General features: G+C 70.0%; 11 protein-coding genes. 8 read left to right on the top strand and 3 right to left on the bottom strand.

The window, feature by feature from the left end; genetic code table 11:
* Nucleotides 1-141 precede the first annotated feature (141 nt).
* Genes EV648_RS06015 through EV648_RS06005 form a run of 3 tightly spaced genes read right to left on the bottom strand, consistent with a single transcriptional unit; the run spans nt 142 to nt 4,730 of the window.
* Complete coding sequence (locus tag EV648_RS06015) at nt 142-2,490, bottom strand: DUF3488 and transglutaminase-like domain-containing protein (protein ID WP_132285879.1); 2,349 nt, start codon at nt 2,488-2,490, stop codon at nt 142-144.
* Nucleotides 2,487-3,773 carry a DUF58 domain-containing protein gene (locus EV648_RS06010; RefSeq protein WP_132285876.1) on the bottom strand — a complete coding sequence of 429 codons (1,287 nt, stop codon included), beginning with the start codon at nt 3,771-3,773 and terminating at the stop codon, nt 2,487-2,489. Before EV648_RS06010 ends, EV648_RS06015 begins: the two co-directional genes overlap by 4 nt.
* Before the next feature lie 3 nt (nt 3,774-3,776).
* Entirely contained in the window at nt 3,777-4,730 is a 954-nt protein-coding gene (locus tag EV648_RS06005) for a MoxR family ATPase (protein WP_132286717.1), read from the bottom strand.
* Between the two features lie 304 nt (nt 4,731-5,034).
* Between EV648_RS06005 and mraZ the strand changes: the two genes are divergently transcribed.
* The 8 genes from mraZ to murD all read left to right on the top strand — a co-directional run bounded on the left by mraZ (nt 5,035) and on the right by murD (nt 15,536).
* Nucleotides 5,035-5,466: a division/cell wall cluster transcriptional repressor MraZ gene (gene mraZ / locus EV648_RS06000; protein ID WP_132188004.1), complete on the top strand. Its 432-nt coding sequence runs from the start codon at nt 5,035-5,037 to the stop codon at nt 5,464-5,466.
* A gap of 381 nt (nt 5,467-5,847) precedes the next feature.
* Nucleotides 5,848-6,822 (top strand): 16S rRNA (cytosine(1402)-N(4))-methyltransferase RsmH, encoded by a 975-nt coding sequence (gene rsmH, locus EV648_RS05995; protein WP_132285873.1) that lies wholly within the window; start codon nt 5,848-5,850, stop codon nt 6,820-6,822.
* Complete coding sequence (locus tag EV648_RS05990; RefSeq protein ID WP_132285870.1) at nt 6,822-7,541, top strand: hypothetical protein; 720 nt, start codon at nt 6,822-6,824, stop codon at nt 7,539-7,541. The genes rsmH and EV648_RS05990 overlap by 1 nt, the downstream gene beginning before the upstream one ends.
* A 769-nt stretch (nt 7,542-8,310) precedes the next feature.
* Nucleotides 8,311-10,041 (top strand): penicillin-binding protein 2, encoded by a 1,731-nt coding sequence (locus tag EV648_RS05985; protein WP_241994924.1) that lies wholly within the window; start codon nt 8,311-8,313, stop codon nt 10,039-10,041.
* Between the two features lie 50 nt (nt 10,042-10,091).
* A complete protein-coding gene (locus EV648_RS05980; RefSeq protein WP_241994923.1) occupies nt 10,092-11,633 on the top strand; it encodes a UDP-N-acetylmuramoyl-L-alanyl-D-glutamate--2,6-diaminopimelate ligase in 1,542 nt (513 codons plus the stop codon).
* Nucleotides 11,630-13,024 (top strand): UDP-N-acetylmuramoyl-tripeptide--D-alanyl-D-alanine ligase, encoded by a 1,395-nt coding sequence (gene murF / locus EV648_RS05975; RefSeq protein WP_132285865.1) that lies wholly within the window; start codon nt 11,630-11,632, stop codon nt 13,022-13,024. The genes EV648_RS05980 and murF overlap by 4 nt, the downstream gene beginning before the upstream one ends.
* Nucleotides 13,021-14,097 carry a phospho-N-acetylmuramoyl-pentapeptide-transferase gene (gene mraY / locus EV648_RS05970; RefSeq protein ID WP_132285862.1) on the top strand — a complete coding sequence of 359 codons (1,077 nt, stop codon included), beginning with the start codon at nt 13,021-13,023 and terminating at the stop codon, nt 14,095-14,097. Before murF ends, mraY begins: the two co-directional genes overlap by 4 nt.
* The gene (gene murD, locus EV648_RS05965; protein ID WP_132285859.1) at nt 14,094-15,536 is read left to right on the top strand and encodes a UDP-N-acetylmuramoyl-L-alanine--D-glutamate ligase; all 1,443 of its coding nucleotides are present in this window, start codon (nt 14,094-14,096) and stop codon (nt 15,534-15,536) included. Before mraY ends, murD begins: the two co-directional genes overlap by 4 nt.
* Nucleotides 15,537-15,548: the final 12 nt, after the last annotated feature.

Here is a 15,548-nt window from a genome sequence, read left to right as displayed (position 1 = left end):
CCTCGAGCCCGGCCACGGCCTCTGCCTCGCACCTGAGCGGCGGGTCCCGCCTCGCGCCTGAGCCGCGGGTCCCGCCTCGCGCCTTGCGGTCCGAGAAAGGAGCAGCCCCGCTCGGGTGGAGCGGGGCTGCTTTGCGGTTGGTTAGTGGGCTCGGCGGGGGAGTATCGCGGAGCGGATGCGGGCTAGGAGGAGGTCGAACTCGTCGAGGAGGTCGGAGGCCTCGGCGCTGCCTCGGTTGAGGTACCAGCGCCACGAGGGCGGCAGGATCCGGGCTCGCCAGCGGCGGGAGAGCTTGGCCTGGCTCCACAGTGCCTTGCGGACCGCGGCAGCCTCGGTGCGGAGGTCCACCTCCGCGTCGGCCTGGCCGGCGTACCGGATGGACTCGACGCCTCGGGCCAGTTTCAGCGCCTGGGCATGGTTCTCGGCGGGGAGCTTAGTGGTCAGCCAGGTGCCGAGTTGCCGCGGCGTGGCGATCTCGGACCAGTCGAGTCCCAGGTCGCGCGACGTGTCGCGAACCTCGGCCCACAGGCCCTCGACCCCGATGCGTCCCGGTGGGCGGGCGAACCGGCGGCGGCGGGTCAGACTACGGATCAGCCAGGGGATGCACAGCAGCGCGATCGCGCCGACGCCCAGGCCGATCGCCTTACCGCCGCCGTTGGTCCACCAGTTGCCGGTGTCGATCACGCCGATGCCGTTGTCCTCCGGCAGCTCGCGCGGGTTGACTGGCTTGCTGATGCCTGGGTCCTCGCTCTGGCCCGGGCTCACCGGTCCGGTGCTCGGCGAGATGCTCGGCGTGTTGGTGCCTGGCGGTACGGCGTTCGTCCAGGTCGGGGGAGTCGCCACCCGGGCCGACGGCGTCGGCTCGAAGCGGATCCAGCCGTAGCCCTGGAAGTACAGCTCGGGCCACGCGTGCATGTCGTGCATCTTCACGACGTTCTGGTTGTCCTTGGCGGGCTGGCCGGGCAGGAAGCCGATGCCGACCCGGGCAGGGATGCCGAGGATGCGGGCCATCAGCGCCATGCCGGTCGCGAACTGCTCGCAGTACCCGGTCTTGTTGTCCGTCAGGAAGGCTTCCAGCGCGCGCATCCCGCTCTCGCTGCTGGCCGCCGTGCTGTAGGTGAATCCGCCGCTGGTCCGGAACCACTCCTGCAGCATGGCCGCTTCCTGGAAGTGGTTGCCATTCGAGCCCTGCGTGACCCGGCTCGCCAGATTCCGGATGCTCTTGGGCGTCCGGCTCGGGACCGAGCTGGTGAACTGGTCCGGCGCGGTGCCGTTGACGGCGTCGTTCAGCTGCTGGGCGGTCGGCGCCAGCTCGTAGTAGCTGAGCTCGTACTTCTGCCCGCCGACGACCTGCCCGTTCGCGGAGACGACGTCCAGCGAGCTGGTGTCGAAGCGCCACCGGTTCTTCAGCGAGATCGTCCGCAGCGGATACGGCACCGGCGCGAACTGGGACCGGAAGTTCCGGGTCACCTCGATCTTCATCTTCGTCTGCCCCAGCTTGCCGAGGTCGCCGGCGAAACCGGGCGGGGGGCTCAGCGGCGAGTTGGTGATCTTCTGGCCCTCCTGGCGCGGGGAGAGCCGCCAGGTCCGGCCGTCGAAGAGGTCGAGCGAGGTGAGTCGCAGGTAGGTCGGCTTGCCCGTGTAGGTCAGCGCGGTCACGTTGTCGCCGCGCTTCAGGTTCTTGCCCATGTCGAGCATCGGGTCGGCCGTCGTGATGGAGGCGCCGATACCGCCGCCGGCTCCACCACCGGCCAGTCCGTTCCCGACCACACCTTCGGGCAGTGCGGGGAGCAGGGCCGGAAGCAGGGTGGCAAGGGCGACCACGGTCAGGCCGATCCGGCGGCCGGCCTGCCCGAGCGCCGAGGCCTCGATGGGCTCGGACGCGTCGAGGTGTGAGACCCCGGAGATCCGGCGACCCCAACGGCTGAGCCTGGTCCGGCCCTCGGCCGACAGGAGCACGATGTAGCCGACGGCCGGCGGGATGAACAGCAGCGCCGGCAGTCCGCCGTGCACGGTCGCGGCAGGCACCGTGTACATGGTCAGCAACAGCAGGCCCGCCCAAGCCGCCTGCTTGAGCTGTACGGCGACCAGGTGGATCAGCAGCCCGGCGGCCGCGATCACGGAGGCGGCGAACAATGTCAGGTGGGAGTCCGGAGGCAGCGGCGCGCTGAAGCGGTTGATCGAGTCCATCGCGTTGACCATCTGGTCGTTGAACTCGAGCACCGTCTCCTTCCACGGGAACAGCCCGAACTTCAGCGTGTCCCGCAGGAAGAAGAAGGAGATCAGCTCGACCAGGACGGCCAGTTGCACGACCGGTACGACGAACCGGGGGGCACGCCAGTTCTGCAGCAGGATCCCAGTGCCGGTGACGGCGCCACAGAGGAACGCGCTGATGAACAGGAACGGTCCGGAGAAGACCGGCGTGAGCACCAGGGCGCCCAGCACGGTCGCTACCCAGGCGGCGAGGGAGATCCTGACGTGGCCGGTCATGCGATCCTTCCGCTCCGCAGTCCCAGGGTGGACCACACGGTCGGGAGATGGTCACCGCGCTGCACTCTGGCGACCCGCCAGCCGTTGCGGCGCAGCTCGTTCTCGGTGGCGTCGGTCTGAGCGGTCAGCCGGGCCGACTTCTCGGTTCCCTCCGCACCTACTGCCCAGCTTGCCGCATCGAGCAAGAGCGCGACCCCGGTCGCCTGGCTGGTCCGCCAGCGGTTCAGCGAGGTGATGTCCTCGGAGCCGCAGGCGCCGACGATCGCGACCACCAGACTCGGCTCCTGGTAGTGCCGGTCGACGGTCAGCAGCGGACCGATCTCGGCGTACTTGTGCTCCTCCACCGTCGCGCACTCGGTCAGCAACTGCTGGGTGGTGAGCGGCTGGTGCACCGCGGTCGAGCTGCGGTGGCTGATCGCGGAGAGCGTGGTCGGCCCCCCGAGCAGGGTGGTCGCGTAGCCGCGGCGGATCCGGTCCGCGCCGACCGAGGCGGCCGCGCTGACGGCCCACTCGAGGCTGGACGACGGCCCGTGCCCGTGGTGGGAGATGGTCCGCGCGTCCAGGAAGATCAAGCACCGGCTCTGCCAGGGCTGCTCCTCCCGGCGGACCATCAACGAGCCACGCCGCGCCGTCGACCGCCAGTGCACCCGGCGCAGGTCGTCGCCGTCGCGGTACTCGCGAACAGTGGCGTCCTCCTCACCCGCGGAGGCGATCGCCCGCGGCCGGTTCTCACCGGACCCCGCGCGGTCGGCGCCGAGCCGTACTTCGGGCAGCTTGAACACCCGCGGCGTGACCAGCAGGTGCTGGCTGCGGGTGAACGTCCTGCTGGTCTCCACGAGCCCGAAGGGGTCCGCGACCGTCAGCATCAACGGCCCGACCTGGAACAGCCCGCGGACGTCGGACTTCACCGGGTAGGAGACCGTACGCCGCCAGTTGGGGCTGACGCGGTCGACCACGAACCGCGGCCGGTGTCCCAGTACATAAGGAATGCGGTCCTCCAGCAGCAACAGCCCGGCGGGCATCCGGCCCTGGTTGCTGAGGGCCAGCTCGACGGTCGCCTGGCTGCCCACCGAGACCTGGTCCGGCGTGAGGCTGCGCCGGACCTGCAGCCGCAGCCGGGTCCGGCCGACGACCAGTGCCGCGATGATCGGCAGGGCCACCAGCAGGATGCCGACCCGCAGCAGGTCCTTCTGGCCGAGCAGGAGCGCACACAACGAAGCGGTGATCCCGGCTGCGACGAATGCCCGTCCCCGGGTGGTCAGTCCGCGCAGTGCCTGCCGCATGTCTCAGTCCCGACGAGTGCGGGGCAGCGGCACCGAGGCCACCAGCCCGGAGATGATGTCGGCGGCGCTCCGCCCACCGAGGTGGGCCTCTGCGGCCGGCAGGACGCGGTGAGCCAGCACCGGTACGGCGAGCTCCTGGATGTCGTCCGGGAGCACGAACTCGCGCGAGTCCAGCGCCGCCGCGGCCCGGGCGGCCCGGATCAGGTGCAGCGTGGCTCGTGGGCTCGCGCCCAGCCGCAACTCCTGCGACCGTCTGGTGGCGCCGACCAGCGCCACGGCGTACTCCTTGACCGACTCGGACACGTGCACCGAGTGCACGGTCTTCACCAGGCGCAGGATCTCCTGCCCGTCGGTCACCGGCTGGAGATTATCGAGGGGCTCGTTGGCGGCGTGCCCGTCGAGCATCCGCAGCTCGGCGGCCGGCTCGGGGTACCCCATCGAGAGCCGGGCCATGAAGCGGTCGCGCTGGGCCTCGGGGAGGGGATAGGTGCCCTCCATCTCGATCGGGTTCTGCGTCGCGATCACCATGAACGGCGCCTCGAGCTGGTACGTCGTGGTGTCGACGGTGACCTGGCGCTCCTCCATCGACTCCAGCAGCGCGGCCTGCGTCTTCGGCGAGGCACGGTTGATCTCGTCACCGACGACGATGTTCGCGAACACCGCGCCCGGCTTGAACTCGAAGTCGCGGACCTCCTGGTTGAAGACCGACACGCCGGTGATGTCCGACGGCAGCAGGTCCGGCGTGAACTGGATCCGCCGGACAGTGCAGTCGATCGACCGGGCCAGCGCCTTCGCGAGCATCGTCTTACCGACGCCCGGCACGTCCTCGATCAGTAGATGTCCTTCGGCCAGCAGCACGGTCACGGCTACTTCGACCACGTCGGGTTTGCCCTCGATCACTGTCTCGATGGCTCGGCGGACCCGTCCCGCCACCTCTGTCAGCTCGTCGAAATCCATGGCCGAGCTGGTCGCGGTGGTGCTCACCCTTGGTCCTCCCCATTGGTTGATGGCCGACTCATTCTCACCTGGGTCCGGGGTCCGGCCTAGATCTCCGCGCGTTTCGTTACCAGTCGTTTCGGCGTTCATCGAAATGGCCCTCACCCGTTGTTGCTGATCTGTGACCTCCAGCGTACGGCGGAGCGAAACGGGGCGGATTTGGTTGACGGTGGGGCAAAGTGGAGTAAGGTGGAGCGCAGTGGTACTGAAATGGTAGACGACAAGCTCGACCTGAGTCGGAGGGTCCGCAACGGGGAGGTGGAGCGTGTTCCTCGGAACTCACTTCCCCAAGCTCGACGACAAGGGCCGGCTGTTCCTGCCGGCGAAGTTCCGCGACGAACTTGCGGAGGGTCTGGTGATCACGCGCGGACAGGAGCGGTCGCTGTTCGTGTGGCCTGAAGTGGAGTTCGTCCAACTGACAGAGCAGTTGAAGCAGGCCCCGATCACCAACAAGGGTGCGCGGGACTACCTGCGGATGTTGTTCGCCGGCGCCTCGAACGAGGTGCCGGACAAGCAGGGCCGGGTCACCATCCCGCCGATGCTGCGCGATTACGCCGGACTGGATCGCGATTGCGTCGTGATCGGGGCGATGAACAGGGTGGAGATCTGGAACACGGAGAACTGGAACAGGTACTCCGCGGAGCAGGAGCAGGCATTCGCCGACCTGTCCGAGGAGGTACTGCCCGGCATCTTCTAGAAGCTGCCCGCGAGCAGAGCCGGAGAGCGTCCGGTGAGATCACGGGTCCGACTTCCGACCTCCGGCCTTGGCGTCACTTCCCCGGCGCCAAGACGACAGGTACTTCCCCGGAAGGCGTACCCGCGATCTGACCGGACGACGCACCGCTCCACCGCGACGGACGCTCAGCCCGCCCAGCACCACCCGGCACCACCCGGCACCACCCGGCACCACCCGGCACCACCCAGCCGGATCCAGGCCCGCCGCACACCGGGCCCGGAACCGGTCACCAGCAGGACGCAGTGCAAGAGAACCCGCGGGGGCAGGGTCGCTCCCGCGGCGATAGAAGGGTCGAGATGGACGGTGCTGAGCGCGGTGCGAAGGGTTCGGTGGGCTGACGCCATGCCGACTCCCGAGCCCTCCTCGCGCCACGTCCCGGTGATGCTCGACCGCGTCGTTGCCCTCCTCGCTCCCGCCCTCGCGCACCCCGGTGCCGTCCTCGTCGACGCCACCCTGGGGCTCGGCGGTCACTCCGAGGCCTTCCTGCGGACCTGCCCGGAGGCCCACCTGGTCGGGCTCGACCGCGACCCCGAAGCACTCCGCCTGGCCGGCGAGCGCCTAGCGCCGTACGCCGAGCGCACCACATTCGTGCACGCCGTGTACGACGAGCTGCCGCAGGTGCTCGAGCGCCTGGACATCCCCGCGATCGACGGGATCCTCTTCGACCTCGGTGTTTCCTCCATGCAGCTGGACGAGGCGGACCGCGGCTTCGCCTACGCGCAGGACGCGCCGCTCGACATGCGGATGGACAGCACCGCCCCGACCACGGCCGCGGACATCCTGAACACCTACAGCGCGGCCGACCTGGCCCGGATCCTGTTCCAGTACGGCGAGGAGAAGTTCTCCCGGCGGATCGCGGACCGGATCGTCAAGGCGCGCGAGACCGAGCCGTTCACCAACAGCGCCCGGCTGTCCGAGCTGGTCCGCGACGCGATCCCGCAGGCGGCCCGCCGGACCGGGGGGCACCCGGCCAAGCGGACCTTCCAAGCGCTGCGGATCGAGGTCAACGGCGAGCTCGAGGTACTGCGGCGCGCGCTGCCCTCGGCCGTCGCGGCGCTCGCGCTGCACGGCCGGATCGTGGTGATGAGCTACCACTCGCTGGAGGACCGGATCGCCAAGCAGACGTTGGCGGCCGGCACCAAGTCCGACGTGCCCGATGACCTGCCGGTGATTCCGGCCGGTCACGAGCCCTACCTCAAGCTGCTGACCCGTGGAGCCGAGCGGCCCACCGAGGAAGAGCTCGCGGAGAACCCGCGCTCCGCCTCGGTCCGGGTGCGGGCGGCCGAACGCGTTCGCGAGAAGGGCTTGGTGGCCTGATGAGCACAGTGTTCAGCCCGTCCAAGGCGCGGGTCACGCCGGCGCCGGCCGCGAAGGCGGAGCCGAAGCTCAGGGTGGTCTACGGCGCGCCGTTCCGGCCGCCGCGGATGCCGTTCGTCATCTTCGTGCTGTCGCTGCTCGCGGCCGGCCTGGTCGGCCTGCTGCTGCTCAACACCGAGCTGCAGCGCGGCACGTTCCAGGTGACCAGCCTGAACCAGCAGGCGGACCAGTTGCGCGACCAGCAGGAGCAGCTGGAGCGCCAGGTCCGCACGCTCGAGTCGCCGCAGAACCTGGCCGATCGCGCCCTGAAGATGGGCATGGTGCCGAACCCGAACCCGGTCTTCCTGCGGCTGTCCGACGGGCAGGTGCTCGGTGTTCCCGCCGAGGGCAAGGCCGGCACCGGTACGGCGATGTTCGGCCCGGGGACGCCGACCGGCGCGACTCCGTCCACACCGGTGGTCCCGAAGCCGCCGGCCGTCACGCCCAAGCCGCCCGCCACCGGCACCACGAAACCGCCCGCGGGCAACACCACCACGCCCAACACTGGGACCGCCAACCGCGCGAACAAGCCACCGGCCAGTACCACCACCAAGCCGCCGGCCAACACCACGACGAAGCCGCCGGCGACCAAGCCGCCCGCGACACCAGGCGCACCATCGGGAACGACGACATCAGGCACCACGACAGGGGCACGCGCCAACACAGCGACCGGGGGCTGATCGGATGACGGAGCGACGGGGCAACGAGCCGCCACGCAGACGTGGCGGTGATCCGGAGCGGGGCGACCCGCTGCGGCGGGCCTCCCCTCGCCGTCCGGCCGCTACGGAGAGCGGGCGCTCCAATGCGCAGCGTCCCGGTCGCACCGGCGAACCTGCAAAGGGGGAGCCGCGGAGGCGCACCGGGGAGCCGCGCGGGGAAGCACCCCGCGTCCCCCGGAAGGCGGCCGATGGTACGGCAGCCCCCAGGAAGACAGCACCGCGTGCTGACGGACCGCGCAAGGCCACGGGAGAGCCTCGCAAGTCCGCAAGCCGCGCAGGTGAGCCCCGCAGGAACCCGAACGGCCCTCGCAAGACGGCCGCCTCACGCGACGCAGCCGACCCGCGCAAGACAGCCGCACGCCGGCCGTCCGCTGCCGACCCACGGAAGATCGCCGCCCCGCGAAAGACCGCCGACCCGCGGAAGTCTGCCGACTCGAGGAAGGCTGCTGACCCACGGAAGACTGCGGCCCCGAGGAAGGCCGCGGATCCGAGGAAGGCCGCCGCCCCGAGGAAGGCCGCGGCGAAGAAGGCCGCTCCGGGACGCCCACGGAAGGTCGCGGCTGTTGCGGCAGGCAACGGCCGCGCCGCGCCGCGCCGTACCGGGGGGCAGCCGCCCAGGAAGCGTCCGCCGCAGAACAGGCGGCCCCCGCGCGAGCCGAGGCCGAAGCGTCCGCCGCGGACGCTGAAGCTCGGTCGTCCCGCGCTGCGGCTGCGGGTGACCTTCGGCGTGATGGCGTTCGTGCTGTCGCTGTTCGCGGGCCGGCTGATCCTGCTGCAGGGTGTCGACCCCGACTCGTACGCGCTGGCGGCGACGAAGGAGAACACCAAGCCCTTCGTGCTGCACGCGTCCCGTGGCGCGATCCTGGACCGCAACGGCGTACCGCTGTCGGTGTCGGAGGACGCGGTGGCGATCACCGCCGACCCGACCCAGACGACCGCGGCCGCTCCTCAGTTGGCGTCGCTGCTGGCGGGCAAGATCGCCGGTACGTCGTACCCCAAGCTGCTGGCCGACCTGACCCGCAAGGGCCGCTACGTGCTGCTCGCGCACCAGGTCAGCCCGCAGACGTGGAACCAGATCGAGGCCGAGCTCAAGGCCCGCAACGTCAAGATCAACGAGGCGAACCAGGGTCTGCCGAAGGAGCAGAAGGCGCCGCTGCTGGCCGGCCTCTACACCGAGTCCGACCCGATCCGCAGCCACCCGAACGGCACCATCGCCGCGAACGTGGTCGGCATCGTCGGTGCCGAGGGCAAGGGTCTGGCCGGGCTCGAGTACGGCCTGAACGACAAGCTGTCCGGACAGGACGGCAAGGCGATGTACGAGGTGGATGCCAAGGGCAACAAAATCCCGAACGCCGACCACACCGTCGAGGAGCCGAAGCCGGGCGTCACCGCGCAGCTCACCCTGGACGCCGACCTGCAGTGGTTCGCGGAGAAGCGGATCGAGCAGGCGGTCAAGCAGTACAAGGCGGCGTCCGGCACGGTGGTCACCATGGACGTCAAGTCCGGTGAGGTGCTCGCGATGGCCAACTACCCGACCTACGACCCGAACAAGCCGGTCAAGGCAGGGGCGCTGAAGAACCCCGCGCTCGAGCAGGTCTACGAGCCGGGCAGCGTGCAGAAGGTGGTCACGATGGCCGCGCTGGCCGACGCCGGCAAGATCTCGCTGGACACCAAGCTCAAGGTGCCCGGCAGCATCTCCGTGCAGCGGCGGACGATCCGGGACCACTTCGACCACGGCACGCTGAACCTCACCATCGCCGGCGTGATCGCCAAGTCGTCGAACGTCGGCACCATCATCGCGTCGCAGCAGATGCGGATCCCGGAGTTCGTGCACTACCTGAAGGATTTCGGCTTCGGCGAGCCGACCGGGCTGAACTTCCCCGGCGAGAGCCGCGGCCTGATGCCCCCGGGTGACGAGTGGACCGAACTGACCCGGTCGAACGTGGCGTTCGGCCAGGGCCTGTCCGCGAACGCGGTACAGATGACGGCCGCCGTTAACGCGGTCGCCAACGGTGGGGTCTACATGCCGCCCAAGCTGGTGAAGAACTACGTCGACGGCAACGGCACCACGATCCCGAACCCGGCCGCGCCGCCGCGCCGGGTGGTCAGCGACTCCGCGGCCAAGCAGGTCTCGATGATGATGGAGGCCGTCACCGCCAAGGGCGGTACGGCGACCAAGGCCGCGATCGACGGCTACCGCGTGGCCGGCAAGACCGGTACTGCGCAGGAAGTGGACTCGGCCTGCGGCTGCTACCGCAAGTGGGCGACTTCTTTCGCCGGATTCGCTCCGGCCGACAACCCGCGCTTCGTTACGTACGTCGTACTGCAGAACCCGACGAACGGGCGCAGCGGTGGTGGTCAAGGAGGCCCGGTGTTCCGCGATGTGATGAGTTACGCCTTGCAGAAGTACGTCGTCCCGCCGACCGGTGCGAAGCAGCCCGTCGTGCCGCTGACCTGGTGACGCTGGGTCAGGTAGGTATGACAAGGCCCGGAGCGGTAGCCTCTGGGCCCGTGTCCACCCCAACCGCCGCAGGCGGAGCCGTTGCGGCGATCAGGCCTCAGCGGACCGTACCTGTCGGCCTTGCCGAGCTAGCCCGAACCGCCGGAGCCCACGCCCCGACGGGCATCTCTGACGTCTCAGTGACCGGCGTGTCGCTCGACTCCCGCTCGATCCTGCCGGGAGACCTGTACGCCGCGCTGCCGGGCGCGATCACGCACGGAGCGGGCTTCTCCGCCAACGCGCACGCCGCGGGAGCGGTCGCCATCCTCACCGACCCGACCGGCGAGGAGCGGGCACGAGCCACCGGCCTGCCCGTGCTGGTCGTGGCCAAGCCACGCGAGGTGCTCGGCGCGGTCGCCTCGAAGATCTACGGCGAGCCGACGAAGGAACTGCGCCTGCTGGGCGTCACCGGCACCAACGGCAAGACCACCACCAGTTACCTGCTCGACTCGGTACTGCGGAACGTCGGCCGGACCGCGCTGATCGGCACGATCGAGACGCGGATCGGCGACGAGGTGGTGAAGAGTGTCCGGACCACGCCGGAAGCCACCGATCTGCAGGCGTTGTTCGCGGTGATGCGGGAGAAGGCCGTCGCCTCCTGCGCGATGGAGGTGTCCAGCCACGCGCTGGCGATGGGCCGGGTGGACGGCGCGCGCTTCGCGGTGGCCGGGTTCACCAACCTGACCCAGGACCACCTGGACTTCCACAAGACCTTCGAGGAGTACTTCGCCGCCAAGGCGTCGCTGTTCACTCCCGAGCGGTGCGACCTGGCCGTCGTGAACATCGACGACGAGTACGGCCGCCGTCTCGCCAACCAGACGGTGGTTCCGCTCGTCACGGTGTCGACCATCGGTGACGCCGACTGGACCGTCAGCGGGACACACCAGTCGGAGCACGGCAGCGCCGTCCTCGACATCCAGGGGCCGTCGGGGTCACTGACCGTCGAGATCGGGCTGCCCGGCGACTTCAACGTGGCGAACGCGCTGCTGGCGGTGGCGATGCTGCGGCAGCTCGACGTACCGGCCGACGCGATCGCCGCGGGGCTGCAGCACGCGGCGGTGCCGGGGCGGATGGAGACCTTCTCCCGCGCCGACGGCCTGTCCGTGATCGTCGACTACGCCCACACGCCGGACGCCGTCGAGTTGGCGCTCGTCGCCGCACGGACGGCGACCAAGGGCCGGTTGTTCGCGGTGGTGGGCTGCGGCGGAGACCGTGATCCGGGCAAGCGGCCCGCGATGGGTGCCGCGGCGGCCCGGGCGGCGGATGTGGTGATCGTGACCGACGACAACCCGCGTAGCGAGGACCCGGCGGCGATCCGCGCCGCGGCGATCGACGGCGCGCGGGCGGCGGTGCCGGACGTGGATCTGCGCGAAGTGGGCGACCGCCGGCAGGCGATCGCCGCCGCGATCGAGCTGGCCGGCCCGGGAGACACCGTGGTGGTGCTCGGCAAGGGCCACGAGACAGGACAGGACGTCGGCGGCGTGATCCACCCGTTCGACGACCGCGAGACCGTGCGCCAGTTGATGGCGGCGACCCAGGAGACAGCACTGTGATCCCACTCAGTTGCGGCCAGCTCGCCGAAGCGGTGGGCGGTGAGCTCGCCGGCGTCGATCCGGCGGCAGTCGTCGACGCCGCTGTGGTGATCGACTCCCGCAAGATCGAGCCGGGCGGCCTGTTCGTCGCGCTTCCGGGCGAGCATGTCGACGGGCACGACTACGTGGCCGCCGTGGCCGAGGCCGGTGCGACCGCTTCGATCACCGCGCGGCCGATCGATGGCAGCCCGTGCATCGTGGTGGGCGACGTGCAAACCGCGCTCGGCGACCTGGCGAAGTACGTGATCGGCCGCCTGCCGGACCTGACCGTGATCGGGCTGACCGGATCGCAGGGCAAGACCAGCACCAAGGATCTGATCGCTCAGCTGCTCCAGCCGTACGGCCAGACGGTCGCGCCGGTCGGATCGTTCAACAACGAGCTCGGCCACCCGCTGACCGCGCTGCAGGCGGACGAGAACACCCGGTACCTGGTCGCGGAGATGGGCGCCCGGCACGTCGGCGACATCACCTACCTGTGCCGGATCACTCCGCCGAAGGTCGGCCTGGTGCTCAATGTGGGCCACTCGCACATCGGCGAGTTCGGCAGCCAGGACGCGATCGCCGTCGCCAAGGGCGAGCTGATCGAGGCGGTCGTGCCCGGTGGGACCGCGGTACTGAACGCCGATGACCCCCGGGTCGCCGCGATGGCGAGCCGGACCGAGCAGACGGTGATGACCTTCGGCGAGGCGCCCGCGGCCGACGTACGAGCGGGTGAGCCGAAGCTGGACGGCGACGGGCGAGCGGCCTTCACGCTGCAGCTCGACGGGGAGCAGCACCTCGTTCAGCTGCAGCTGGTCGGCGAGCACCACGTGGCGAACGCGCTCGCCGCCGCGACCGTGGCGCGGGCGCTGGGCCTCACCCCGCAGCAGATCGCCGACGGCCTCAACGCCGCCACCCTGGTGTCCAGCGCGCGGATGGAGGTCACCCGGCGGTCCGACGACGTGACTGTGATCAACGACGCCTACAACGCGAATCCGGACTCGGTTCGGGCCGCGCTCAAGTCGCTGGTCGCCATCGGCCGGAGCCGGGGCGCCCGGACCTGGGCCGTTCTCGGCGAGATGCTCGAACTCGGCGAGACCAGCAGGGAGGAGCACGACGCGGTGGGCCGACTGGCCGTCCGGCTGGATGTGAACCGCCTGGTCGCGGTCGGCGAGGGAGCCCGGCCGATCCACCTGGGCGCGTCGCTGGAAGGATCCTGGGGCAACGAGTCAGCCTTCGTGGAGACCATCGACGACGCGCTGCGACTGCTCCGCGCGGAACTGCGGCCCGGAGACCTGGTCCTGGTGAAGTCGTCGAAGGCGGCCGGCCTGAGACGGCTGGCTGACGCCCTGCTCGAGGAGGACTCGCAGTGATCTCCATCCTGCTCGCGGGCGCGGTGTCGATGGCGCTCACGCTGCTCGGCACGCGCTTGGCGATCAACCTGCTGGCCAGGCGCGGCTACGGCCAGCTGATCCGCGACGACGGACCGACCTCGCACCACACCAAGCGCGGCACGCCCACGATGGGCGGCGCGGTGTTCATCATCGCGGCCATCGTCGGGTACTTCGCGGCGAAGCTGTTCACGATGACCCCGCCGAGCGCCTCGGCGCTGCTGGTGTTGTTCCTGTTCGCGGGGATGGGAGCGGTCGGCTTCCTGGACGACTTCATCAAGATCGTCCGGCAGCGCAGCCTCGGCCTGCGCAGCAAGGCGAAGCTGGCCGGCCAGACGGTGGTCGCGGTCGCGTTCGCTGTTCTGGCGCTGCAGTTCCCGGACGACCGCGGTCAGAGCCCGGCCTCGCCGTTCATCTCGTTCATCCGCGACATCCCGTGGCTGCACCTGGCGCCGGTGCTCGTGGTGATCTGGATCCTGCTGCTGATCGCCGGTATGTCGAACGGCGTCAACCTGGCCGACGGTCTGGACGGCCTGGCCACGGGTGCCTCGATGATGGTGTTCGGCGCCTACACGCTGATCTGCATCTGGCAGTTCAACCAGAGCTGCGCGACGGCACCGGGCTCCAAGTGTTACGAAGTACGAGATCCGCACGACCTCGCCGTCGTGGCGGCGGCGCTGACCGGCGCGCTGTTCGGCTTCCTGTGGTGGAACGCGTCGCCGGCCAAGATCTTCATGGGCGACACGGGTTCGCTGTCGCTCGGCGGCGCGGTGGCCGGCTTCGGCGTGATGACCCGGACCGAGCTGCTGGTCCTGCTGCTCGGCGGCCTGTTCGTCATCATCACCGCCTCGGTGATCCTGCAGGTCGGGTGGTTCAAGATCACCAAGCACACCTCCGGCGTGGGCAAACGGCTGTTCCGGATGGCGCCCCTGCAGCACCACTTCGAGATGCTCGGCTGGGAACAGGTCAACGTGGTGATCCGGTTCTGGATCATCTCCGGCCTGTGCGTCGCCACCGGGCTCGGCTTGTTCTACGCGGAATGGGTGGCCGGATGACAGACCTGCAGGACCGGAACGGCAAGGGCTGGGCGACCACCCGGTTCGTCGTCCTCGGCTTCGGTACGGCGGGCTACGCGTGCGCGGACTCGCTGCTGCAAGTGGGCGCGGAGTACGTCACGGTCCTCGACGACCGGGACAACGAGGCGCTGCGCGAGAAGGCGCAGATCCTCGAGACCCTCGGCGCGACCATCACGCTGGGCCCGGGCAGCACCGCCGAGCTGCCGGCCGACGTGGACGTGGTGGTCACCTCGCCGGGCATCCCGCCGCACGCCCCGCTGCTGGCAGCCGCGGCTGAGCGGGACCTCCCGATCTGGAGCGAGATCGAGTTGGCCTGGCGGCTCCGTGATCCCGCCAACGCCGCCCCTTGGCTGTGCGTCACCGGGACCAACGGCAAGACCACCACGGTCCAGATGCTTACGTCGATCCTGACCGCGGCCGGCAAGCGGGCGGTTGCCGCCGGCAACGTCGGGCTGCCGCTGCTCGAGGTGGTGATGGACCCCCAGCCGTACGACGTGATCGCGGTCGAGCTGTCCAGCTACCAGCTGCACTTCACGCACTCGATGTCCGCGCACTCCGCGGCCGTGCTGAACCTCGCGCCGGATCACGTCGACTGGCACGGTTCGATGGATGCCTATGCCAAGGACAAGGGCCGGATCTACCAGAACTGCCAGGTGGCCTGCGTCTACAACGTGGCCGACCCGGCGACCGAGCAACTGGTGATGGACGCCGACGTGATCGAGGGCTGCCGGGCGATCGGCTTCACCCTCGGCACGCCCGCCATCTCGATGGTCGGCCTGGTGGACGAGCTCCTCGTCGATCGCGCGTTCGTCGAGCAGCGGGCCTCCTCCGCCCTCGAGCTGGCCACCATCGAGGACATCACCCCGCCTGCCCCGCACAACGTGGCGAACGCGCTCGCGGCAGCCGCCCTGGCCCGGGCGTACGGCGTACCGGCGTCGGCGGTGCGGGAAGGGCTGCGGGCGTTCCGGCCCGACGCGCACCGGATCGCGCACGTGGCCGAAGTTGCCGGGGTCAACTATGTCGACGACTCGAAGGCGACCAATCCGCATGCGGCGCAGGCTTCGCTGCTCGCCTACGAGCACGTCGTCTGGATCGCCGGCGGGCAGGCGAAGGGTGCCACCTTCGACGAACTGGTGACCGCGGCGAAGGACCGGTTGCGGGGTGTCGTGCTGCTCGGCCAGGACAAGCAGGTGATCGCCGAAGCACTTGCCCGACACGCGCCGGATGTGCCGGTGATCATCGTGGCGGCAACCGACACTGGAGCCATGGAGATCGTGGTGGGGGAGGCGACGAAGCTGGCTCGGGTGGGTGACACCGTGCTGCTCGCGCCCGGCTGCGCATCCTGGGACATGTTCGCCAACTATGGAGCCCGCGGAGACGCCTTCGCGCAAGCCGTACACCGGCTGGGCGACCACTGATCCGGAGGTGAT

Origin of the sequence: Kribbella sp. VKM Ac-2568, assembly GCF_004345365.1 — a bacterium.
Taxonomy (GTDB): Bacteria; Actinomycetota; Actinomycetes; order Propionibacteriales; family Kribbellaceae; genus Kribbella; species Kribbella orskensis.
The sequence above is the reverse complement of the archived record's forward strand: the minus strand, read 5'-3'. Positions and strand labels throughout refer to the sequence as shown.